Annotated in this window: 26 protein-coding genes; 7 read left to right on the top strand and 19 right to left on the bottom strand. The window is 41.6% G+C overall.

Annotated elements, in window-relative coordinates:
- Positions 1-165: 165 nt before the first annotated feature.
- The 5 genes from CSV61_RS01915 to CSV61_RS01935 form a co-directional block, all read right to left on the bottom strand.
- The gene (locus CSV61_RS01915) at positions 166-1,515 is read right to left on the bottom strand and encodes an S-layer homology domain-containing protein (RefSeq protein ID WP_143561046.1); all 1,350 of its coding nucleotides are present in this window, start codon (positions 1,513-1,515) and stop codon (positions 166-168) included.
- Positions 1,516-1,768: 253 nt separating this feature from the next.
- The gene (locus CSV61_RS01920) at positions 1,769-2,788 is read right to left on the bottom strand and encodes a potassium channel family protein (RefSeq protein WP_099637884.1); all 1,020 of its coding nucleotides are present in this window, start codon (positions 2,786-2,788) and stop codon (positions 1,769-1,771) included.
- 236 nt (positions 2,789-3,024) lie between these two features.
- Positions 3,025-4,239 carry an S-layer homology domain-containing protein gene (locus tag CSV61_RS01925; protein ID WP_158233756.1) on the bottom strand — a complete coding sequence of 405 codons (1,215 nt, stop codon included), beginning with the start codon at positions 4,237-4,239 and terminating at the stop codon, positions 3,025-3,027.
- Between the two features lie 425 nt (positions 4,240-4,664).
- Positions 4,665-5,435, bottom strand: a complete 771-nt coding sequence (locus CSV61_RS01930; RefSeq protein WP_099637886.1) for an ABC transporter permease — start codon at positions 5,433-5,435, stop codon at positions 4,665-4,667.
- A gap of 12 nt (positions 5,436-5,447) precedes the next feature.
- Positions 5,448-6,362, bottom strand: a complete 915-nt coding sequence (locus CSV61_RS01935) for an ABC transporter ATP-binding protein (protein WP_083031496.1) — start codon at positions 6,360-6,362, stop codon at positions 5,448-5,450.
- A gap of 299 nt (positions 6,363-6,661) precedes the next feature.
- Here CSV61_RS01935 and CSV61_RS01940 point away from each other — a divergent pair, with 299 nt between their 5' ends.
- Positions 6,662-7,456: an arylamine N-acetyltransferase family protein gene (locus CSV61_RS01940; protein ID WP_099637887.1), complete on the top strand. Its 795-nt coding sequence runs from the start codon at positions 6,662-6,664 to the stop codon at positions 7,454-7,456.
- A 54-nt stretch (positions 7,457-7,510) separates the two neighbouring features.
- Here the strand turns inward: CSV61_RS01940 and CSV61_RS01945 are convergent, their stop codons facing one another.
- Positions 7,511-7,906 (bottom strand): hypothetical protein, encoded by a 396-nt coding sequence (locus tag CSV61_RS01945; protein ID WP_099637888.1) that lies wholly within the window; start codon positions 7,904-7,906, stop codon positions 7,511-7,513.
- Between the two features lie 495 nt (positions 7,907-8,401).
- Here CSV61_RS01945 and CSV61_RS01950 point away from each other — a divergent pair, with 495 nt between their 5' ends.
- From CSV61_RS01950 to CSV61_RS01965, 4 genes are read left to right on the top strand one after another with little or no spacing between them, the layout of a single operon-like run.
- Positions 8,402-10,003 carry a spore germination protein gene (locus CSV61_RS01950; RefSeq protein ID WP_099637889.1) on the top strand — a complete coding sequence of 534 codons (1,602 nt, stop codon included), beginning with the start codon at positions 8,402-8,404 and terminating at the stop codon, positions 10,001-10,003.
- Positions 10,004-10,015: 12 nt separating this feature from the next.
- Positions 10,016-11,206 (top strand): Ger(x)C family spore germination protein, encoded by a 1,191-nt coding sequence (locus CSV61_RS01955; protein ID WP_233193484.1) that lies wholly within the window; start codon positions 10,016-10,018, stop codon positions 11,204-11,206.
- Positions 11,207-11,212: 6 nt separating this feature from the next.
- Entirely contained in the window at positions 11,213-11,446 is a 234-nt protein-coding gene (locus CSV61_RS01960; RefSeq protein ID WP_083031511.1) for a hypothetical protein, read from the top strand.
- Positions 11,447-11,478: 32 nt separating this feature from the next.
- Positions 11,479-12,591 carry a GerAB/ArcD/ProY family transporter gene (locus CSV61_RS01965; protein ID WP_099637890.1) on the top strand — a complete coding sequence of 371 codons (1,113 nt, stop codon included), beginning with the start codon at positions 11,479-11,481 and terminating at the stop codon, positions 12,589-12,591.
- Between the two features lie 149 nt (positions 12,592-12,740).
- Here CSV61_RS01965 and CSV61_RS01970 read toward each other — a convergent pair whose 3' ends face one another.
- The 5 genes from CSV61_RS01970 to CSV61_RS01990 form a co-directional block, all read right to left on the bottom strand.
- A complete protein-coding gene (locus CSV61_RS01970; protein WP_099637891.1) occupies positions 12,741-13,205 on the bottom strand; it encodes a hypothetical protein in 465 nt (154 codons plus the stop codon).
- Positions 13,206-13,286: 81 nt separating this feature from the next.
- Complete coding sequence (locus CSV61_RS01975) at positions 13,287-14,537, bottom strand: replicative DNA helicase (protein ID WP_099637892.1); 1,251 nt, start codon at positions 14,535-14,537, stop codon at positions 13,287-13,289.
- A complete protein-coding gene (locus tag CSV61_RS01980; RefSeq protein WP_158233757.1) occupies positions 14,534-14,722 on the bottom strand; it encodes a conserved phage C-terminal domain-containing protein in 189 nt (62 codons plus the stop codon). Before CSV61_RS01980 ends, CSV61_RS01975 begins: the two co-directional genes overlap by 4 nt.
- Positions 14,719-14,919 (bottom strand): hypothetical protein, encoded by a 201-nt coding sequence (locus CSV61_RS01985; protein ID WP_099637894.1) that lies wholly within the window; start codon positions 14,917-14,919, stop codon positions 14,719-14,721. The genes CSV61_RS01980 and CSV61_RS01985 overlap by 4 nt, the downstream gene beginning before the upstream one ends.
- A gap of 167 nt (positions 14,920-15,086) precedes the next feature.
- Positions 15,087-15,467 (bottom strand): hypothetical protein, encoded by a 381-nt coding sequence (locus CSV61_RS01990; protein WP_099637895.1) that lies wholly within the window; start codon positions 15,465-15,467, stop codon positions 15,087-15,089.
- A 143-nt stretch (positions 15,468-15,610) separates the two neighbouring features.
- Here CSV61_RS01990 and CSV61_RS01995 point away from each other — a divergent pair, with 143 nt between their 5' ends.
- A complete protein-coding gene (locus CSV61_RS01995; RefSeq protein ID WP_099637896.1) occupies positions 15,611-16,018 on the top strand; it encodes a DUF4181 domain-containing protein in 408 nt (135 codons plus the stop codon).
- 116 nt (positions 16,019-16,134) lie between these two features.
- Here the strand turns inward: CSV61_RS01995 and CSV61_RS16685 are convergent, their stop codons facing one another.
- The 8 genes from CSV61_RS16685 to CSV61_RS02025 all read right to left on the bottom strand — a co-directional run bounded on the left by CSV61_RS16685 (position 16,135) and on the right by CSV61_RS02025 (position 22,450).
- Complete coding sequence (locus CSV61_RS16685) at positions 16,135-16,293, bottom strand: DUF6508 domain-containing protein (protein WP_233193492.1); 159 nt, start codon at positions 16,291-16,293, stop codon at positions 16,135-16,137.
- Positions 16,293-17,264 carry a 2-hydroxyacid dehydrogenase gene (locus CSV61_RS02000; RefSeq protein ID WP_099637897.1) on the bottom strand — a complete coding sequence of 324 codons (972 nt, stop codon included), beginning with the start codon at positions 17,262-17,264 and terminating at the stop codon, positions 16,293-16,295. Before CSV61_RS02000 ends, CSV61_RS16685 begins: the two co-directional genes overlap by 1 nt.
- Before the next feature lie 31 nt (positions 17,265-17,295).
- On the bottom strand, positions 17,296-17,616 hold the full coding sequence (locus tag CSV61_RS02005) for a hypothetical protein (protein ID WP_099637898.1): 321 nt from the start codon (positions 17,614-17,616) through the stop codon (positions 17,296-17,298).
- 5 nt (positions 17,617-17,621) lie between these two features.
- Positions 17,622-18,074, bottom strand: coding sequence for an S-layer homology domain-containing protein (locus tag CSV61_RS02010; protein WP_099637899.1), 453 nt, complete (start codon positions 18,072-18,074; stop codon positions 17,622-17,624).
- Positions 18,075-18,182: 108 nt separating this feature from the next.
- The gene (locus tag CSV61_RS16530; protein WP_158233759.1) at positions 18,183-18,314 is read right to left on the bottom strand and encodes an S-layer homology domain-containing protein; all 132 of its coding nucleotides are present in this window, start codon (positions 18,312-18,314) and stop codon (positions 18,183-18,185) included.
- A 391-nt stretch (positions 18,315-18,705) separates the two neighbouring features.
- On the bottom strand, positions 18,706-19,866 hold the full coding sequence (locus CSV61_RS02015) for an S-layer homology domain-containing protein (protein WP_099637900.1): 1,161 nt from the start codon (positions 19,864-19,866) through the stop codon (positions 18,706-18,708).
- Positions 19,867-20,083: 217 nt separating this feature from the next.
- Positions 20,084-21,067, bottom strand: a complete 984-nt coding sequence (locus CSV61_RS02020) for an ornithine cyclodeaminase family protein (RefSeq protein ID WP_099637901.1) — start codon at positions 21,065-21,067, stop codon at positions 20,084-20,086.
- Between the two features lie 48 nt (positions 21,068-21,115).
- On the bottom strand, positions 21,116-22,450 hold the full coding sequence (locus CSV61_RS02025; RefSeq protein ID WP_099637942.1) for an MFS transporter: 1,335 nt from the start codon (positions 22,448-22,450) through the stop codon (positions 21,116-21,118).
- A gap of 138 nt (positions 22,451-22,588) precedes the next feature.
- On the opposite strand from CSV61_RS02025, the gene CSV61_RS02030 reads away from it, so the two are divergent.
- Entirely contained in the window at positions 22,589-23,128 is a 540-nt protein-coding gene (locus CSV61_RS02030; RefSeq protein ID WP_369824261.1) for a helix-turn-helix domain-containing protein, read from the top strand.
- Positions 23,129-23,206 lie beyond the last annotated feature (78 nt).

The raw sequence follows: 23,206 nt of genomic DNA on the forward strand, positions 1-23,206 counted from the left end.
CTTCCTTTCTATTGTTTATTCATATAACAACGTACAGACGGAAAAATCAGGAAATAGTTTCAAATTCTTTTGCAAGTATAGTGGCATCCCGGTACGTAAGAGAAGATGAAAAGACCGCTAATTTGTATCCATTAGCGGTCTTTCCTAGCGTAATTACTTACTTAATTACTTCTTAAATACATATTTCTTCCCATCTTGGCCAGTTACAATCAGCTGTGTGTCAGTGACCGACATGTGCTTCCCTTGAATACTCGACAGTTTACTAGTCTTCTGATCAAGCAAACTGTACTGATAAACACCTGTTTTATTGAAGAAATACATCATGGAATGATCGAACAGCACGGATGCGTTGTTTTGGTTTTCATTCGGGATAAATGATGGTTCTGATGGATCTTCATAAAATAGGATTCTAGCATCAAAATCACGTACTTTTTTTCTATCTGATCCATCCATAGCGACAGAGTAGAGTGTTAGTTTACTGTCTTTCGGTATGTTAGGCGTGCGGTAATAGTCTCTTTTCATTGCTTCATTTGTATAATAGATGCGGTCATTCCAAATAAATACGTTTCGCATCGTCTCACCAGAAAACGATGACATGATCATAGAATCTTTGGGTCCTGTAAATCGTTCTGTTTTTGTCCGAATGACGCCATATTCCATCGGTAATTCTGAAGCTTGGCCAATTGCACGTAAATAAGGAATGAATACTTCATCATTATAGACAATTACATCAAACCAGTTTTCCATATAACTAACCCAGACTCCGTCGGTCGCTTCGAAATCTTGTTGATTCAAGATTTTTTCACTTTTACCTGTTTTCAACTCTTTTTTTACCAATCCATTATTCATATTGTATGAAAAACCATTCTGCTCGACCGTTTTTCCTTTCTGACTGACATATGAATGGTATCGACCGATTTTCATTGAATCATCAAGCGCTCTTGTCAGAAAAGCTGAGAATTGCGCGCGCGTCACCGATTGGGATGGCATGTACTTGCCTTCCGATCCGCCAGCAATGCGTTGTTTAGCAATGCCGTTAATGTCAGCATACGCCCAGTGCGCTGGAACTACATCGACAAATGTCGGTTGACTATCAAACGGTATATTGAATGAACGGCGCAAGATGGCTGCCATTTGTGCCCGTGATGTATTTTCACTCGGTCGCATTACACCATGATCACCGCGAAGAATTCCTTTTTCATTCACCGTCGCCAAAATTTTATAATACGACGACTTCTTTGAAACGTCTTTAAACACCACTTTAGGATTTTCTATGAGCGGAATCTTTAGAGCCTTAATGAGCATGGCGGATGCCTGCGCTCGTGTGATGGGTTCATTCGGTTTGAATGTGCCGTCTGGATAGCCACCAATAATATTGCGGTCGTATAAATACTGGATTTCCTTTTTCGCCCAATGTCCATTCATGTCCGTAAACTCGGCCGCTTGCGCTTGAAACGGCATGGTTGCAACCATACATAGTAATGCGATGAACGAGACTGTGAGTTTTTTCTTCATCTGTTTCTCTCCTATATTCGTAGTACGCACTGTGTACTCTCCTCAGCTGCGCACCCTACAGACGAAGATACTTAAAAAAAGTTTCAAAAAAATACCAACTCCTCACACGATAGTGTTGGACCTGGCATCTTACATCATAGTTCCACGTATTTTTTCGTCAGTATTTATTGCACACGTTTATATGTAAAAAGTATCAAATACAAGTCTCGCCAAGTATTTCCGCATTACTGATTGCTTCCTATACCACACATTTTTACTTTTCCCGCTCGAATGCGTCAATCTGTTCTGGCGTGCCAAGCAACAGCAATACGTCCTCCTCATGCAATGGTCCCGACGAAGGTTCCCCGATCAGTTCGCCATTGCGCAAAATCCCGACTGGTAAAACACCGAATCTCTCTTGGATATCGAGTTCATGCAATGAATGCCCCACAAAATGTGATTCGGCAACGATTTTCACTTCACTTATACTGAACTCAGCCTGACCTGGACTACGAAGTTGCCGAATGCGCGACATATCGTACGGTTCGAGAATGGACATTGCAAGCTCCCTGCCACCGATTGCGTACGGATTGACAACATGCTTCGCACCGGCTTTTTCCAATATTGTTTCAGAACCTTCTTGATTGGCGCGGGCTGCCACGTCGATGTCTTCATTCAAGTTTTTAACTGTCAAAGTAATGAATACATTATCCGCATCATCCTGCATGGCAGCAAATAACGCGCGGGCATGCAGTGCGCCGGCGCGTTCCAGCACTCTTTGTTCAGTCGGATTGTCCACGATCCGCAGTGTATCCGTTTCTAAATAATCTTCCATAAACTGGTGATCCTCGCTGATGAATATGATCGCAGCGTCCGGTTGCGACGCGCGGATTTCATCATACACTTGTTTCGCAAAATTGCCCGATCCGCAGATGATAATATGATCGTTCAATTTCTTTAACTCTTTCTCCATCCGATTCTCCCTCACTTTCTCCGGAAAATGCTTCTCAAGGAAATACGAAGCCGCTGTTCCGAAACCATAGCTGAACACGGTAATTCCCGCTGGCACGACGAATAACGTAAACAGCCTGCCACTTTCTGTCCGTGGGTAAATATCTCCATATCCGATGGTCAAAATGGAAACGATCATCAACCAAAGTGCATCAAATAAACCGAGATTCTCGAAATGCATAAATCCGACAACACCGATCAAGACCAACAGAACGATCAATACTCCCATGATCACAATTCTTCGATATCGTACGCTTATTTTAGCTATCGATCTTCCTTTCATGGCAGTCTCCTTTCACTACAACATTCACGTATATTTCTTCCAGTTTACCAAATCATTCATGAATTCGTACAAAAAGATGCTTTCAGCACACTGGGGTATGTGGGTTGACCCGTGTTTCTTGCAAGCATGAAAACTACCTGCAGCAAACTATTACTCACGTTTGCTGCAGGTAGTTTAAATTATTTTTTCAGTTTCTACTCTTACTATGTTTTATTACTCCTTTTTAAAAATCAAGTTCACTTGATGTCTACCATCTTTGACGTTTTCACTTTATAGTACAACATATGTCTATCTGGAACCTGTACTTCCACTGCGTAGCGCGCTTCTTTTCCGTCAGTAAAGCGGACTGTCGCGATGAAGTTACCCGGCTTATTGACACGAATGAACACGTCGGGCGAATCGGCATACCCTTCAAACGGCATGTTGCCCGATAAGACTTCCCCATCCGTCCGAGCGAAATGAATATTTTCAACCTCTTTACCCGCTGCCAGTTTTAGTCGCGCCCGTGTCTTCAAAACATCGCTCGCGTATTGCAACTGTACCTTCAATTTACCGTCGACCTTCTTCACATCCACATAGTATTTATGATAGTAGCGTTTGATATTTTGATCTTCCATACCATAATTACCGCCCAGCTGTAACGTTCCTCTTCCTTCTTTCAACGGCGTCACCTGTACGCGGTCACCGGTATATCCTGACGGCGTCTGTCTGCCTTTAATAATAGCTGCGTGGTACACTTCCGAGTTGACCGCGAATTCATCTGTGTCCTCATCAGCGATGATTTCCGAGAATCGTAGCATCGGACCCCATGTCTTCAATGAATACGACTCGGGGTGGACACGTTCCGTTAGCTGCATTAACTTTGCCGCTTGACCTCTCGTCACCCATTCATTGATGCCGAATCTGTCAGACGTTACACCTGTCGTAATGCCGAGTTTGTGAAGAATCAAGACATTCGCGCCATGCGACGTGTTGGGCTTGACGTCATGGAATGGATTTTCTTCTGCGTTAAAAGCATAGCGCGGCAAGTCGAACGCTTTGACGAGGATGGAAGCCAATTGACCTCGTTTGACAGGATCATTCGGACCGAAACTTCCGTCTTCATAGCCTCCGATTACTTCAAGCTCTGCAAGCTTGGCAATGGCATTATGATAGCCATTCGCTTTCGAGACGTCCTTGAATCCAGGATCTTTCACCATGTAATCTGGATTCAGTCCCATCAATTTCGCAATAATTGCCGCCGCCTGACCACGCGTGATGGGATTGCCCGGCTTGAACATGCCATCCCCATACCCCGTAATAATGTGACGTTCGGCCAATTCATTGACCGCCTCCGCAAAGTGCTTTGTTTCAGGCACATCTGTGAACTTCTGGTTACTAGCGGCCATACTTGTTAATGGCAAGCTCAGAGCGAGAGCTACCGTGCCAAATGTCATCCAAATCTTTTTCATTGTGTTCCTTCCTTTCTGTTCTGTAATCATAGGTCGACGTACAGACGTTAAATTTTCAATTTAGTTTCAAAGATTATTATTTTATTTTTTGTATAATAGCGTCGGTATATATAGGTAAATAGAATCGTTTGAGTATAGCGTATTTGAAGGTCTTATTGCACTTGAAGCGGCTGCTCATGGAAACAACAATTAGAAGATGTCGAGTACTGTATTTATCGAGACGACATTTAATACGAAGGACTCTGGAGATATGACAGCAATGCCTATTGATTTGTTAGGGTACTCTGCTACTCAAGAAGCAAAAGGTTAAATTAAAACAGACTCCTGATTGGCTCACATAACGAAGTGGGCTGATCAGGAGTCTATTGGATTGTTTAGACATTCGAGTTGATTTCTCAAGTAACTGTTACAGTACGCCACAGATGTTAACTTCTCAGTCCACGGCCTTTTTCAATCAAATACCAATTGATTACGTAAAGCACTACGATAAACGTAATCGAAATGAGAATGGAAAATATAATGGGTACATCGAGCACGCCGAGAATCCCGAACCGGAATCCCGAAATCATGTAAACGATCGGGTTAAACTGTGAGATTACTTGCCAAAATGGAGGCAACATCGAGATGGCAAAAAATACGCCACCTAAATACGTCAACGGCTGAAGAAGGAATGTAGGCACAATAGACACATCGTCAAATGACTTGGCAAAAATACCGTTCAACAGACCTGCCAACGAGAACAAAATAGCCGTCATCAAAAACGTCAAGATGACCATGCTCCACGAGTGCACTTGCAGCGGCACGAAAAACAGAGAGATGATCGTGACCAGTATCCCTACGAGAACACTTCTTCCTATTCCTCCAATGACAAAGCCCCAAATAATAATATGAGTCGGTACAGGGGCAACTAATAGTTCTTCAATGTTCTTTTGAAACTTTTGCGAGAAAAATGATGACGAAACATTTGAGTAGGAACTGGTGATGACTGACATCATGATCAATCCTGGGACAATAAACTCCATGTAAGAGAATCCGCCCATTTCGCCAATCCGTTTACCAATCAAATTCCCGAAAATAATAAAATACAAAGAAGTTGTGATGACTGGCGGGACCAATGTTTGGACCCAGATTCTTAAATAGCGGTTCGTTTCTTTGACCGATAAACCTTTTAATGCTGTTAAATATAATTTAAACATGTACATCCTCCACTACGCAGTTTCTTCTGTAAGCTTTAAAAATAACTCTTCTAATCGATTGGACTTGTTGCGCATAGATAACACTTTAATCCCTTGTTCTGTCAATTGGTTAAACACTTCATTGATCCCTTGATCACGTGCTACTTCTACAGAAAGAGATCCATCGTCCATAAGTTCACTAGTATAACCATTGATCACCGGCGCTTGTCCTGAAGGTTCGATATCTAAAATAATGGTTTCATACTGAAGCTTAGCGAGCAATGATTTCATACTAGTATCTTCAATCAGCTGCCCTTTTTGAATGATCCCGATATTACGACACAACATTTCCGCTTCTTCCAAGTAATGTGTTGTCAGAATAATCGTTGTGCCATTTTCATTCAATTCTTTAAGAAACGTCCACATCTCTCGTCTTAATTCAATATCTACACCAGCTGTAGGCTCATCAAGGATAAGTAAGCGCGGTTCATGCATCAAAGCACGTGAGATCATCAGTCGACGTTTCATCCCTCCAGAAAGCATCTGGGCTTGAACATTTCGTTTCTCCCACAAATCAGACTGCTTCAAGTATTTTTCGCTACGCTTTAGTGCCTCTTTCCTTGACACGCCGTAATAGCCCGCCTGGTTCACTACAATCTGCTGAACTGTTTCAAACGGACTGAAGTTGAATTCTTGAGGAACCAGACCGATCTGCAGCTTGGCTTGCATTAACTGCGTATCCATATCATAGCCAAAGACATTCACTTTTCCTGATGTCTTATTGACGAGAGACGTCACAATTCCGATAGTTGTAGATTTGCCGGCACCGTTAGGACCTAAAAGAGCATAAAAATCCCCTTCTTCTACTTTCAAATCGATGCCACGCAAAGCTTCAACACCACCAGCATAGACTTTTTTTAGATCTTTAATTTCTAATGCGTATGTCATTCTATTTATCTCCTCACTATCTCTGTGATCGGGTTTATATAAATATCCATTTGCCAGTATACCATTCCTATAGTAGAGGTGCCAGGTACTAGCACCAGTATGAATGGTGCTAGTACTATCTATAAAGATAAATTCAATAAAAAGGCAGCAAGCTCGGAACCATGATAAATTGAAACGGTGCCAGGTCCCGACACTATTCTGAATAGTGTCGGGACCTGGCACCTTAAATCGATACTTTTATCATCGCAAGAAAATTTGCTATGATGGTGTTACCACTACTACAAAAGGATGGATGAAATATGTTGCAATGGATATCGGAACGTCTAACACTTACCGGCACACCGCTTGAGCAGATCAGCCAAGTTCAGACGCTTTTCGCTGAGCAATTTGAATTTGAAAATCTGGATGTCTTGTTAGCGAATGAAGAAACTCTCACAGAGCAATACCTTCAAGATAAAATGATGAAACAAGGACGCGGCGGATTGTGCTATGAGCTAAATGGTCTGCTGTATATCGTACTTAGGGATCTAGGATTTCCTATCCAACTCGCTGCTGGTACTGTGTGGGCACCATCCCCGCGAGATGGCTTCGTCATGGACCGAACACATGTCGTGAACTTGCTTAAGCACGAAGATACACTGTACTTGGTCGACAGTGGTTTCGGAAACAACCTTGTTATGCAGCCGGTCCCGTTAGATGGGGAACCTGTCACTTCACCTGCCGGCACATTCCGGTTTCGGACCGAAACGACTGAAAAAGGCACGATGGTATTTGAACAATTGAAAGACAACAACTGGGAACTTCGCTATAGTCTCTATCCCGATTCAGTCGACTGGGCGCACTTGGATCATGTGAAACAGCAAATCCATCACAGCCCCGAGTCTGCATTCAATAAAGCGTTGCTCATTGCTAAGTTAACAGACGATAGCACATACTCGATTAATGACGAACGTTACCATCGCAAGTTTAGCGGCGAGGAAGAAACTCTAACGTTCCAAGATCGTAGTGAACTACTTGAACAAGTGAGACAGCATGCGGCTCCAGCTGTGTACGAAGCGACGATGAATTATATTAATCAGCGAAAATCCTCTTAAAACATACTAGGTCCCGACATAATTCTGAACCGCGTCGGGACTTAGCACCTACTATTACATATGATAATCTGTATCTTCATACATATTTATTTGAACAATTGAACCTATCCTTTGAATATTTACACTAATACCTATCAGATCCACCTTTTTATTATCAGGGAAACGAATGTCAAATGCCCCTTCTTTTTTTAGTACCACACGGAAGATGTTCGTTCCCGGATCTCTTGTGATGTCTGCAATCTGTTCAGCACCTTTTGGTAGGACAGACGTACCTATATCATAAGTTGCTCCTAAATCTACAGATGCTTCTAATATTTCCTCTACCGTTCGGATACCATAATAAAATGAAGGTCTCGAGCTTATTGCTTCGATCCCGTAACGTACAACTTCCCCATCTGCGTAACGGATTGTCGCAATGTGCTGACCTGTCTTATCAATTGGAAACAGCACACTTTTATAATTCCCTTCCGCATCAACCTGATTTTTTTCAGGACAGACCTGAATACCATAGTACGTACATGGGGTGAACGCTACATCGTCCGATAGTTCTTTTCCATCTATATCGTGATGAGAGTTGGTGTTTTCTATTTATTTTTTAATCAATACTTTTTGTCAGTTAGGATTATCAGACTCACGAACTTTCAGGATTGCTTAAATAGGCATATTTGCACCAATAGTTTTGACATAGTTGTCGGTCATTATAAAACAAGGTGTTTATGAAATTATCAGTTCTTCATTATTTATTTTTCATTAACTTCCGTATAGCTTTACCTGTCATTGGATAGGACTCATCGTGACATTTCTGTATAAGTAAAACCTTCCCAAAAAACACCACCTCAACCCGCATAAAAAAGAAATAATAAGGACAAGATGAATAGAAGGGTAAAAACCCACCAAAAATCATGCGTACCAGCGCAAAACACCAAACAGTAAATGAGGTAGTGTATGAGCTTTTTAAAAAGGAGAAATATTTCTAAAGTACAATCCACTTCCCCTAGCCAAACGAAGAAAAGCAGTTCAACAAAGGTCTTACAAACAAGTCTTCAAGACAATATACAAAACGTGAAGGATAGTCTGGGCGAAAGCACGGATATTGTCATTCGGGAAATACGAATTGGTAAAGGTGGATCAGTGAAAGCGGGTATTTTCTATACCGATGGGTTGACTGATACCCCTGCATTGCAAAATTTCATCATGGAATCCTTGATGTTAGACATACCAGGCACTGAGTTGGAAGAGAAGTTAACGCCTGAACAAGATTTGTTAGCCTCATTAAAAGATTTTGCCATGACAGTAAGCGAAATTAACGATGTAACCAATTTTGATGATCTTTTAACTTCCCTCTTATCTGGGGATACGATTTTATTAGTTGATGGATATTCTGAAGGACTGGTCATTGGGAATAAGCATTGGATTGAGCGTGGAGTAACAGAACCTACGTCGCAGACAGTGGTTAGAGGGCCAAGGGAAGGTTTCTCCGAAAACTTACGTGTGAATACGGCACTAGTTCGGCGGAAACTTAAGGATCCGAATCTTTGGATGGAGTCAAAAGTTATTGGTACACGTACAAAAACGAATGTTGCCCTTATGTATATCAACGGTGTTGTCGACGACAAAATTGTTGAAGAATTGCGGTTACGTTTGGACCGAATAGATATTGATGGGATTTTGGAAAGTGGTAATATCGAAGGATTCATTGAGGATTCATCATTCTCCCCTTTCCCTACCGTTTATAATACAGAACGACCGGATACAGTTGCCGCGGCACTTCTCGAAGGACGCATAGCCATTTTAGTAGATGGAACACCTTTTGTATTGATCGTTCCTGCACTATTCGTCCAATTTTTTCAATCTCCTGAAGATTATTATGTGCATACGGGTATTGGGAGTCTGATTCGAGCCCTTCGCTTTCTTGCATTTTTTATTGCTTTGCTTGCACCTGCTTTTTTTATTGCAATTACCACTTTCAATCAATCGATGCTACCGCCAGCACTCCTCATTAGCTTGACAGCTCAACGAGAAGGTGTGCCATTTCCAGCATTTATTGAAGCGCTCATAATGGAAGTCACCTTTGAAATCTTAAGGGAAGCAGGTATTCGAATGCCCCGCACGATCGGGTCAGCTATGTCGATTGTTGGCGCATATGTTATCGGAACCGCAGCAGTTGAAGCGGGTATTATTTCAGCTGCAATGGTCATCATCGTTTCCATTACCGCGATATCTAGTTTTGTTTCCCCTACCTATAACCTTGCGATCTCTGTGAGGATACTACGCTTTGTATTTATGGCGTTAGCCGCTTCATTCGGTCTATATGGCATTGCCATAGGTTTAGTGGCGCTTACTCTTCATTTATGTAGTTTACGTTCTTTTGGTATACCGTATATGACACCACTAGCACCATTTAATATACCTGATCAAAAGGACACGTTAATTGTTGTGCCTATCTGGAGGATGTTTACACGCCCTCGCTTAATTAATCAAAAAAATAGAGTGAGACAACAAGATCCCGCTTCTGCTAAACCACATCCACCTAAAAATGAGAACTAAGGAAGGGAGTAAATGATGAAAAAGTATATATTCGTACTTCTAGCTCTCACCCTCTTCCTATCCGGGTGTTGGGACCGTAGGGAGCTAAATGAGCTTGGTATAACAATGGCATTGGGAATTGATAAAGTGAAAAATGAATACCAAGTAAGCGCTCAAGTGATCGTGCCTTCGGAAGTCTCTATGAAGGCAAGCACGGGGCGCTCAGCGGTTACGCTCTATCAAGCATCAGGCGAAACAATATATGAAGCCTTTCGGAAAATGACGAAGAATTCCCCCCGGAAAATTTATCCTGGGCATCTTCGTATTCTGATCATCAGTGAGGACTTAGCTAAAGAAGGAATAGGTGAATCACTGGATTTTCTAGCAAGGGATTGGGAGCTTCGATCGGACTTCTACGTAGTAATTGCGAAAGATTTGACTGCTTCTGAAGTACTGAATGTGACGACACCAATAGAAAGCATTCCAGCCAATAAAATGTTTAATGCTCTTAAAACAACTGAAAGTAACTGGGCTGGCACGGAAGGCATTATATTAGACGACTTATTAAACAATCTCACGAGTGACGGGAAAGAAGCTGTATTAACGGGGATTAAAGTAACAGGAAATAAAGAATTAGGCTCTAGCAAACAGAACGTAGAATCAATTACTTCTGACGCACAAATTCAATATGACCATTTAGCTGTGTTTAAAGAAGATCAACTAGTCGGCTGGCTAACTGAAGATGAAGGCAGGGGCTTCTCGGATATCACCGACAACGTCAAAAAAACCGTAACCGCTATTTCTTGCCCTACAGGAGGAAAAATTGCCATAGAGATTTTGGATTTTAATACTTCAATTAAAGGGTCTATAAACAAAGGAGAACCTGAGGTGGATATCCATGTTGAAGTCAAAGGCAATGTAGGAGAGGTACAATGTTCAATTGATCTCACGAAACCAGAATCAATTACAAAGATACAAAAAATTTATGAAAAAGAAGTGAAAGAACTAATAGAACAGACTATAAGTTCCGTACAAAATCAATATCAATCAGACATTTTCGGGTTTGGTGAAGCTATTCATCGCTCCAATCCTAAGGAATGGAAAAAGATGAAAGACCATTGGGACGAAAAATTTACCAACTTGACTGTACATGTTCAGGTGGATATGAAAGATCTTCGGATTGGTACATTAAATAATTCATTTTTAAGAAAATTAAAGGACTAATCTATTATGCTAAATAGTATAGGAATACTCTTGTTAACAGCTGCCATTGTGTGGTATGAAGTTCCTTCACTTTTGGATAAAAAATATAAAAAAGAATTGCTCGTGTTTTCAATTCTTCTAGCAATTGGAGTTGTGCTAGGCATTATGCTTGGATTTGGCGTAACTATTCCGCCCCCAACAAAATTAGTGAAATTTTTGTTTACACCGCTAACTGACCTTATTGCTCCATTGTTGAAATAAAGAACCATATGGAGGGAAAGGTAGGATTTTATATGCACAATGTTAAAATTAATTCATATCAATTTCTAGTTTTGGTTATTTTCTTTACTGTTGGTACAGGCATCTTAATTGTCCCATCAGCTTTAGCTGCTGAAGCGAAACAAGATGCTTGGATTGCTGCTATTGTTGGTATAGGAATCGGTCTATTGGTCATATGGCTATTTACCACTATAGCTTCTTGGTTTCCAGGTCTCACCTATATCCAAATAACTGAAAAAATATTCGGAAAATGGATAGGTAAAATTGTGTCGATATTATTTGTATCCATGGCTACTTATTATACTTCTAGTCTTTTGTATTATTCCGCAACATTCGTAACGACCAATATGATGCCAAATACTCCTTCGGTAGCCCTCCATATTTTGATGATAGGAATTGTCGTGATGGGAATCCGTCTTGGAATAGAAACGATCGCCCGTTCTGCAGAAATCCTAATTGTCGTTTTCGTTGTCCTATTCCTCATTTTAACGGTGTTTATTTCTCCGCAAATCAAGTTTGAAAATTTACAGCCTGTTTATGAGGTAGGGACAAAAATGATCTTTCAATCCAGCATTTATTTTGTCACTTCATCTTCTGTTAATGCGATTGTTTTATTAATGATTTTCCCTGCATTTATCAACAACATGAAACATGCTAAAAAGTCCTTTATAATTGGGCACTTAATAGGTGGAATCTTCATCTTGATGCTTACATTTCTGTGTGTTGCGGTATTAGGCGCTGAAGATACGGCAAGACAAATTTATCCAGGCTATGAATTAGCTAAAAGGATAAGTGTTGGAGATTTCGTACAGCGTATTGAAGGATTCATGGGTTCGCTTTGGTTTATTGCTCTCTACTTTAAGACAGTTCTTTATTTTTACGCTTCCGTTTTAGGGATTACACAAATATTACATTTGAAAGATTACCGTTCTTTAACGCTGCCGTTAGGAATGTTCACCGTGATTCTCGCTCTCGTGATCTATTCGAACGTTGTATACCAAAAATTAGTGGAACAAACGATTGAAATATTCTTTTCCGCATTGATCGGACTTTTCTTCCCTCTTTTACTTGCGATTGTATATGCCTTTCGAAAAAACAAGTTTAAAAAGGAACCGGAGAGTTCTTAGTGTGAATTTCCTTACTAATTAATCATAAAGTATGTAGCCATCCAGCTGATCTTTTGATATAAAGATCGCTGGATTTTACCATAATTCGTGAAAGCTTAGTGAGTTTCATTGCGATTCACTTCCCGACTCCACTTCCAACCCTCCCTCGTTTATAACACACGATGCACCAAGCGCTTCCCTGCTTCAACATGCCCCACATACACCGGAAACTGCATGATTCGTTTTCGATACTCATACAAACTTTCTTCTTTCCCCGATTCCGCAAACGTTAATAAGTTCGACATCAACCGGTCAGCGTGTGTGACTTTCACACCCGTTTCGCGAAACGTTTCGCTATGCAACCGATAAGCGTCTGTCTCTTCCTGACCGAGATAAAACGCGTACCAGTTCGGTTGCTTACTTTTTACGACAAAGAGCTTGATTTCCCCAATACGTAGCGTGTTTTCGTTCATTGATTGCTGGATTGCTTCCTGATCGAACTCGATCTCTCTTAGTTTCAAACTATCTTCGTTTATTCCGATTTTTTGATTCGTGATCGCCCAGAAGATGCTGTGGGCGGTCAATGACATATCGGTATCTAGTGCGTAATCAAATAATTCTTCAACTGTAATCACCTGTATATCCTCCTATTTTGAGTACCAGGTCCCCGAATGATTCAGATTTGTTCAGGTACCTGGCACCGAAGCGATCATGTGTCACTGAATCGATGCGAGTCGACCATTATCTTTGTTGTAGTAGACCATAAAACTGTCAACTGGCCCGTTGCGATGCTTGGCGATGTTGATTTCGAGATGGTTTTTGAGTTCTGATTCTTGGTCATAATAATCTTCTCTGAAGAGGAAGCACACGACATCTGCGTCTTGTTCGATGTTGCCGGAGTCTCGTAGGTCGCTCATCATCGGTTGCATGTCCTTCCTTTGTTCAACTGCTCTTGAAAGCTGAGATAGTACGACGACTGGACAGTTCAATTCTTTAGCCATCGCTTTTAGATCTGCGCTAATTTGGCCGATTGCTTGGTTTTGGTTAGTCGTTGTTTCTTCTGGTCGAATAATTTGCAAGTAATCCACAAAGATAATGGGTCGCTTGTTTGGTTGAGAGTTGATAACTCTTCGGGCAGTGGCTTTTATTTGACTCACTTTTATTCCGCCTCTGTCATCGATACGGATCTTGGCGCTTTGCAAATGGTCGAGTGCCGTCATCCACGAATTCTTCTGTGTGTTGTCAAAGTGGCGATGTGGATTGCGCATCTTCAATCGGCTATATCCACCTGTTACGGATATCAAACGGTCGGTCATCGTTTTACGGCTCATTTCGAGCGAAAAGACGATTGGTACATGACCGTTTAACCCAGCAGTTAGCGCTAGATGATTGAGAGTATCGGTCTTCCCCATAGAAGGTCTTGCAGCGATGACAATGAATTCACTGTCTTGAAAACCGTTCAGCAGATAATCCATCGGTAATAAGCCTGTACTAATTCCTGTCATGTCCGGTCCTTCGATGAATGGACGTTCATACTGACTCACGAGGTAATCGTCGAGTAGCAATGATTCATCTGACCTATGATCAGTATCCAGTTCTTCCAACGCTTTGATAATATCATTCGTCTCCCATAGTTCGTTCTGTGCCAGCTGTAGGATTCTCACCCTCTCGAGTATCTTCCACTTGGAAATGACGATTTCTACATACTCGTCAAATCGTGCAGGGTTGGCAAAGCGACGTAGTTCCGAGACGTAATTGGCCCCACCCAGTTCTGCCGGTTCCCGTGTCGTCAGCAATGTAATGAAATCGATCGAGTTTCCAGCGTTCGCCAGCTCTTTCATGGCTAGATAAATATTTTTGTGAAGTTGTGTTTCAAAATATGCTGTTTGAATCCCACTGTCGAGGATCAAATAATTTTCCTCCATCATCGTACCGAGAAGGCTTTTTTCCATTAGTTCACTATTCATACGTGTTCATCCCCTTTGTTGAAATCCAGTTCTGGCAAAACGATCAAGCGCTTTTTCGGTTTCTGCACTATAGCCAATTCATTCATATAGTTTTCGAAATTCGTCGTACTAAATAATGTCGACGGCCGTGTGAAGCGGTTGAATTCAGCGTGTTTCATCCATTGTGACACTTTGAGATCAATCACTTTTTGGAAATCCTCTTGCGTAATTCTTTTGTCCAGTCTTCATACGTTTTATAGATCCATTTATGACCGTCTCGCATATTTTTGGATATACGCGTGCGGAAATGCACTTGTTGCATAACCAAAGCCCCATTAATTCCGACTAAATGCACAAGCGACGGCAGTAACGGTATCGGCTCTTCATCAATTAATAATTTCATTTGGTTGCTCCCCCTGTAGATCAGTAGTAGATGAGTGCTCACTTTGCACTTCTCATACTCCATATAGAGAGTTTTTCAGAAAAGGATACTCATTTTTAAAATTAATTTTACAGACGCTAAAAAAGGAGTGGGAGTAGAGCCCTCCAACCCCTATAGACTATGTGTTTTTACACACACATCGCATAATTGATTTGATAACATTTTGAAGTAGAATCTCGGCTGCCGGTCATTATGGTGAGATAACCCATGTTTTCAAGATTGAACAGGATGTCTTTGATCATGCCAGGCGTCCAAAACGGAAACATCTCTTGCCATTCCTTTGCTGTTTTGTAAATCCAGTGATCATGGTCGTGTTCATTTTTCAAGCTGTAGACATACGCATGGATTTCCTGCAGTGCGATATATTCATGCCAAGCGTTCTGTTCCATTACCAGTGCAGTCGTTTTAAGTATTGCTTCATAGCTATTTGGTGCATATCCAATTCCCCCTCGATTTATAATGTTCGCATCATAGGTTATATAGAGGGATTTCTGTTTATGGATACACACCCATTGAAACTCACTAGAAATTGGTTGATCTGAACATGATAATTTTTGATGCTTTTTTAATTTTCTATTAGCTTTTGGATATCTTTGGTATAATTATGTAGTATTCAACTAGCGTGTCGATTTAGAGAAAGAGGAGGGGTTTTGTGTTCTGGTTACGATTTGGGGTAATTATAGTATGTATGCTTGCTGTTAATTCACTACTTAAGGTTCTTCTGAGGAAGCTACTTAAAATTGAAAAAGTAAAAAAAGAACTTTTTTCCTTTGATCACATTAATGAAGTACATCGAAAGATTGATAAAGGTTTGCGTATTGTTTCTCCAATTAGTCTGATCACTTTATTTACTGTTCTACTTTTTTATTATGAAGACTTCATTTATCTGTTTTTCTTCGCTGTGATGGCTTTTACGATACTTGATTATATGATCAAAGCATTTTTCGAATGGACGTATACACTCTATCCAAAACAATCGATTCTGACTCTAACCGAAATGCTAGTCATAATAGGAGCCGTTATCATTGTGATTCAATTTAATCTCCTCGGCTCTTATTGAGCGAAACGATGGATCTATGAATAAACAAAAAGTACCTGTGTGAGAAACTAAAATGAAAGTTTCCTACACAGCTTTTTACAACCAATCTTGTATGCTTTTCACTCAGGCACTCATCGTTAGGTGTCCGCCTCCTTCAGCCGGCACAGCACATCGGCGACCATGCCATTACTCGCATATTGTGCGAGCGCTCCTGCCGCGAACCGTTCTTCTCGGACCATGCGGGTCAGCAACGCCTTGAGCACTTCCATATCCGCAGTCGGAATAGCCTCTGCCATCACCGTCCGAGCACATCCAAATTCAACAGATTCTCCGGCTTCTTGCCTTCGAGCCCCGTCGTCAGGTTATCCGCAGCAAGCTGCGCCATCGCCACTTCCGTTTCATACGTCGATGAGCCGATATGCGGCAAGGTGACGACATTTTTCATCTGCAATAGCGGATTACTAGTGTCGACGGGTTCTTGTGCGAACACGTCGAGGCCAGCTGCGGCAATTTCGTTTTGCTGTAGTGCATCGATCAGGTCTTCTTCCACGACAGTGTCGCCGCGCGAAATGTTGAGGAAGATGGCGGACGGCTTCATAAGACGGAACTGCTCACTGCCGATCATCCCCCGCGTTTCATCGGTCAGTGGGGTAACGAGGCAGACATAGTCAGATTCTTTCAGCAGGTTCTCAAGGCTTCGGTAGGATGCATTGAACTGCTCCTCTGCTTCCGGCTTCTTCTTTCTCGTATGATACAGGATGTCCATATCGAAGCCGAATCGCGCACGTTTGGCAATCGCACTACCGATGCGCCCCATTCCGATGATGCCGAGCGTCTTATGATGAACGTCCATGCCAAACAAATCATTCGGCAGGAGCCCTTTCCATAAGCCCTGTTTGACATAGCCATCGAGTTCGGGCATCCTCCGAGCCGTCGCGAGCATCAGTCCCATCGCCATATCGGCTACTGTGTCGTCGAGCACGCCAGGCGTATTAGTCCCCATGATGCCGCGCTTCGTCAGCTCGTCGAGGTGGAGATTGTTGTAGCCGACTGAGACGTTGCTAATGATTTTCAAATTAGGCGCCTTGTCGAGCATCGCTGCGTTCCCAGGAAATTCGAACCCAATCACGCCTTCCGCTTCCCGCAAGAACTCAAGGAACTCGGTGTCGTGCTCTGCATTTTTGAACAATCGCACGTCATAGTCCTCCACGAGCCGGTCATACACCGGTTGCTCCAGCGACTGGTAAGCGAGTATTTTCTTCTTCATGTATATTCCTCCTTTAGGTTGCTGCTAACTGCTAGTATACCTGAATGGACTTTGAAAATTCAAAATCAAACAGTACTTGTGTGAGAATTGTATCGGGACCTGGTACCTCAAATCCAAAGTCTCCTGCCTGATCGATCTGGACGACATGACAATATTGTTTAATGGGATTCGAACAGCTGTTGAACGACATATCGTTAGTGATTGTCTTGCCCTCGACCGTCTTCAACGAAATCGATGTTGCGCCGATTGATGGACTGTTTTCCTTTTTTATTTCATACTTCAGCCATAATTCTAATGGTACGGCAAATAGCCCTTTAGATTCTTCCAATAAAACCTGGAAGGTCCCGTTCACTTTTTTCACCTCACCGTATAATTTTTATGCGTTTTTGTACCTACAGAAAAACTTAACGTAGCGGTTCCTTCTTTTTTCGGTACGAGATGAAGTACCATATCTCTTTCGTAGAGAGTATTCTTTTTATACTGTGTAACGGCATCCAGGAAGTCTGGAGCTGTTGTACTTACACGTGTAAACTCAACACCGTCGTAGTCCTCCGGATGAAGCACCTTGATTTCTGCTTTCACTTCTTCTGAAGCTTTCAATAACTTTGCGGCTTGTCCACGTGTCACTGGCGCATTTGGGCTGTATGTGGTCGGCGTTGTACCTGTTGTCAGGTTGAGCTGATAGAGACTGTAAACACCTGCTCTATGGCCATTTTTATAATGGAGGTCTTTGAAACTGTTCGTAGTATCAGGATTCCAGGGCTCTTCATACAGGGGCAGTTCAAATGCCTTGATCAGAATAGAAGCCATCTGTCCCCGGGTAATGTTGTCGTTCGGCCCGAAGCGTCCGTCGCCATAAACAATAATGACACCTTTTTCTGACAGGGCGGCGATTACCTTATAATAACCGTTTGCTGTCTAGACACCTTTAAATCCAGGGTTGGTGACGATAGTCATATCAGGCTTCGTCATTTTCGCGATGATTGCGGCTGCTTGTCCGCGAGTAATGGATTCGCCCGGTTTGAATGTGCCATCCGTGATAGCCTCCAATGATATTACGCTCCGCTAAATGATTCACCGCTTCCGCAAAATGTTTGGTCGATGGCACACCGGAAAACCGTTGATTCTCTGAAGCGTAACCTGATAAAGGAAGGCTGAATGCAAGCAAAGCTGCACCTAGTATCGATAGTATTTTCTTCATTTGATTCGATCCTTTCTATTTGTATATTCATAGATCACCGTATAGACGGAAGAATTAGGAAGAAGCTTCATGGAAAATATAGTTATTTTATATGAATTGTTCGGGGACCTACCACCCTTAACTTTAAGTGTACGCCTTTTCAAAACAACTCCGAATCCTTTCGCATAATGAACCATGTAAAAAAGGTATCTGCGTTAGAAACATTCATGCTTGTTCCTTCCACAGATACCTTATATTCAATTACTCGTTAGTAGCTGGTCCTATTTCCGCAGCATAACCACCGTATAAAAAGCTATCTTCACTATCAGAAACGCTTACACTGTATCGCGTCTCTTCTCCAGTATCAAAACGGACGGACGCGATATACTCGCCAGGTTTTTCAACTTTAATCTTTGTGAAATTGTATTCGATCCCATCCACCTTGACATTATCAGAGACTATCTCACCATCTGTCGTAGCAAGAGATATATGTTTCACAAATTTATATTTTGTATTTAGCTTTACCACTGCAGGCAACGTATCATTCGTCTTCTCTAACGTCAAACGGAGTTCGCCGCCCACATTTTTCACATGTATATAATACTTTTGATATTTCATCGCGAGGTCCGTGTCATTACCCCAAATGACGACACCACCTGTCCCTTCCTTGACTGGCAGTAACTGCACTTGACTGAGCGTATCTTTTTTCCCTGCTACTCTCACTGCGCGAAATACGCTTGGATTCACTTGATCATCGATAACTGCTGTAATCGCATTCCAGCCTAAATCGCCTGCTTTCACCGTCACACCATTTGTCACCCGTACCTTCTCTGTCGCCACTAACATTTTCGCGGCTTGCCCCCTCGTAATCGATGCGTTTGGACTAAATGTAGTAGGAGTTGTACCTGAAGTAATACCAAGCTTGTAAATAATCAGTACATCCTGTGTAATACCGACTTCTCCTTTAAACGGATTATTCACTTTCCCATCACGTGGTAAATCAAATGCTTTCACAAGAATCGCAGCCATATTTTTTCGCTTAATCGGCTCGTCCGGTCTGAAACTACCATCCGGATATCCGCCAATAATACCTTCCTCTGCCATTTTCGCAATCGCCTTATAAAAACCATATGATGTCGGTACATCCTTAAATTTCTGACCTTTGACATTCCAAGTCTCCAAACCAATCATCTTCGCAATAATCGCAGCAGCTTGTCCCCGCGTAATCGAATTCCCCGGTTTGAACGTACCGTCGGGATAACCTCCTATAATCGTACGTGTTGCCAGATCATTCACTGCTTCTGCATAGTGCTTCGTGGGTGGCACATCTGGAAATAGCTGTTTACCTGCAGCTGCACCCGACATAGGCAAGCTACACGCAAGCACTAATGCCCCAACAATCGTCAATAACTTTTTCTTCATATACTTTCATCCTCTCTAGATTGTTGAATCTCGTTTAGTAATCAGCGTATAGACGCGGGAATGGAGAAATAGTTTCAAAAGAAAGTTGTACAGTTTTTAGGTAATGAAATGTATGAATTTTAGTGTTTGTATTCTCGTGACAATAAATGAAAAAGCGTCAACCTCGTAAAATTGAGGTTAACGCTTTAATATATAGTATGGACAGCTGAGTTACTTCTTAAATTTCTATTTCTGTTCCGACGTCATGTTCTTTTGCATTTGAATAAACTCCTTTGGCAACTGCTAAATCATAGTACGCAGCACCGACTGATTTGAATAGCGTAATTTCTTCTGAATTCTCGCGGCCACTTACTTCTTTCGTTACCAATTTGCCTAATTCACTATAGACGTTCTCAAAAGACCATTCCCCGATTTTCTCTGCGTTCATCAGTTCGCCAGCTTCTTCTTTTACACCTTCAAAATCATCCACAACTATTTTTGAAGCGCGTGTAATAGTTTCTACATCCATTTCTAGCATATGAGGTAAATAAGAACCTACTCCATTTACATGTGTGCCAGGTTGTAAATCTGCTCCATTAAATACAGGTTCAGTGGATCGTGTCGCACAACAAATTACATCTGCTTGACGGACCGCTTCAGAAACATCTTCTAGTACTTCAAACGGAATCTCTACACCAAAGTCTTGTAGCTTCTGTCCGAATACTTGCGCTTTTGCAGGTGTGCGATTGACTAACAAAATACGCTCGATTTTACGTACTTGCAATACACCTAGCACTTGTTCAAAAGCCATAGCCCCTGTTCCAATAACCGTTAGGACACTTGCGTCTTTTTTCGCCAAATGATCTGTAGCAATTCCAGACAACGCACCGGTACGTAATCTCGTGAGATACGAGGCATTTAACATCGCCAAATGCTTTCCATTTTGTGCGTCTGTCACTAATACTACCCCTTGCGTAGTCGGCATTCCATTGGACGGATTGTTTGGAAAGATGGTAACTACTTTTACCGCTGTCACTTCTTTTACTAGATTCGCACTTGGCATATATAAGGCGGATGCTTCATGTTGAGGGAATTCGATTACTGTGCGATGAGGGGCAGCGATTTGACTTGCCGCTTTTGCCGTCAAGACGTCTTTTACATCCTGGATCGCTTCTTTCATACCATACGTCTTCATGATTTCTCTTTCATTTACAATTAGCATACTACTTTCCTCCAATTAACTATAAACATATTCCACTCTCAATATAATTTACATTTGTGTTGCTTCTTTAGTACTCATTATTTCTTCTATAGGTAATTCTTTCACAGGATCATCCAGCTCTTCGTTACTGCGATCTTTTACAGCCCATATTGCTACCAATGAAATAACAGCTGTGAACATGATATATAAAGCAACCGGTACATACGATCCGTTAAACTTCAGTAATAAACTTGTTGCTATTAACGGAGCCGTTCCTCCCGCGACCGCTGCACCGATTTGATAACCTAATGTGATACCTGTATAGCGTACTTTTGCATCAAAGATTTCTGAAAACATCGTTCCAAGCACTGCAGTAATAGGTGCCCAAATGATTCCCAATCCGATGACTGTCGCTGTGACTAATAAGAAGACCGATTGTTGTTGCAACATCCAAAAGTATGGAAAAGCAAATAATAACATGCCCATCGTACCAGCAACATACAGTTTTTTGCGTCCTACTTTATCGGATAGACTACCCATTATAGGAATTAAAATAGTAGTCACAATCGTAGCTACCATAACTGTATTTAAAATCGTTGTTCGTGAAAAACCTAAGTTTGATGTCGCATATGACACGACAAACGTTCCAAAAATATAGAAAGGGGCAGTTTCAACTACTTTCGCACCAATGGCGATCAACACTTCACGCCAATGGTATTTCAATGTATCCACGATCGGCAACTTAGGTATATCACCAGATTCTTGTACCTTTTTAAATGATGGTGTTTCATCTATTCCTTTTCGGATCCACAAACCAAAGAGAACGAGGATTGCGCTAAGTAGGAAAGGAACACGCCAGCCCCATGTCATGAATGAACCTTCAGGTAATAACGTCATAATCGATAGTGCGACTGTTCCCATCACCATCCCGATCGTTACGCCCATTTGTGGAATCGCTCCATACAAGCCGCGCTTTTCTTTAGGTGCGTACTCAACCGCTAACAACAGAGCGCCACCCCATTCTCCACCGATCCCTAACCCTTGGACGAGTCGAAGAGTGATTAACAAAATAGGAGCCCATACACCAATTGCTTGATACGTTGGTAGCAATCCCATCCCAAATGTCGCTATTCCCATGAGACTTAATGTAATAACAAGTGTCTTTTTTCGTCCAATACGATCTCCAATATGACTGAAAATGACTCCCCCAAACGGACGAATGAAAAATGCTAAAGCAAAAGATGCATAGGCTAATAAGAGACCAACTGTCGGATCTTCTGTAACGAAAAAGACTTGATTGAATACGAGTGCAGCTACTGTACCGTATAGAAAATAATCAAACCATTCAATGGAACTACCTACCAAACTAGCAATCCATACTTTCCTCATTTGTTTGGGATCCATCATATATTGCCTCCTTTTAGGTAATTGAAGTGTCACTTCAATATCCTTTTTTTACTATACTAGCAGTTTTTAATTTTCTGTCAATATTTTCTTTGAATTGTACGCTTCATATTTTGTACTGTATGATAGATGGAAAATATGTACGCACGTAAAGGAGTTAGATCCATAGTGGTAAAATCCATTGGTAGTATTTTAAAATCATTACGAAAAGAACGAAAGTTAACGTTGAAAGAGTTGGCAGGTTTAACAGGTGTTTCTATCAGTTTTTTATCTCAAGTAGAACGCGGAAAGTCTAGTGTCACACTGGAATCCTTAAAAAAAGTAGCAGATGCCTTGAACGTAAACCCTACTGTGTTTTTCCCAGAAGATGAAGAGGAACAGACATTTGAAGATAGACACCAACAGTTCTACTATAAAGATTTATCAAATGGTATTCATGACGCTTCTTACTTGCCAATTTTAGTGACACTCCAACCAGGGCAAAACGATGGGAATGCGTTCACACATAGCGGACATGAATTTTTATTCGTCGTTGAAGGAGTCTTAACCGTTTCAATCGACGGAAAAAAGACGGAATTAACCGAACAGCAATCCATTATGTTTGATGCGAAAAAGACTCATTATTGGTATAACCTAACTAAGCAACCGATAAAGTTTTTAGTGGTGTCTTCTAAATAAGGTAGAACTAGGAGAATATATATAACTAGCTAAACAAGAAAAAAGGCCTCACATCAATTTAATGAATTGATGTGAGGC

This window comes from Sporosarcina sp. P3 (assembly GCF_002743415.1).
GTDB classification, from domain to species: Bacteria; Bacillota; Bacilli; order Bacillales_A; family Planococcaceae; genus Sporosarcina; species Sporosarcina ureae_A.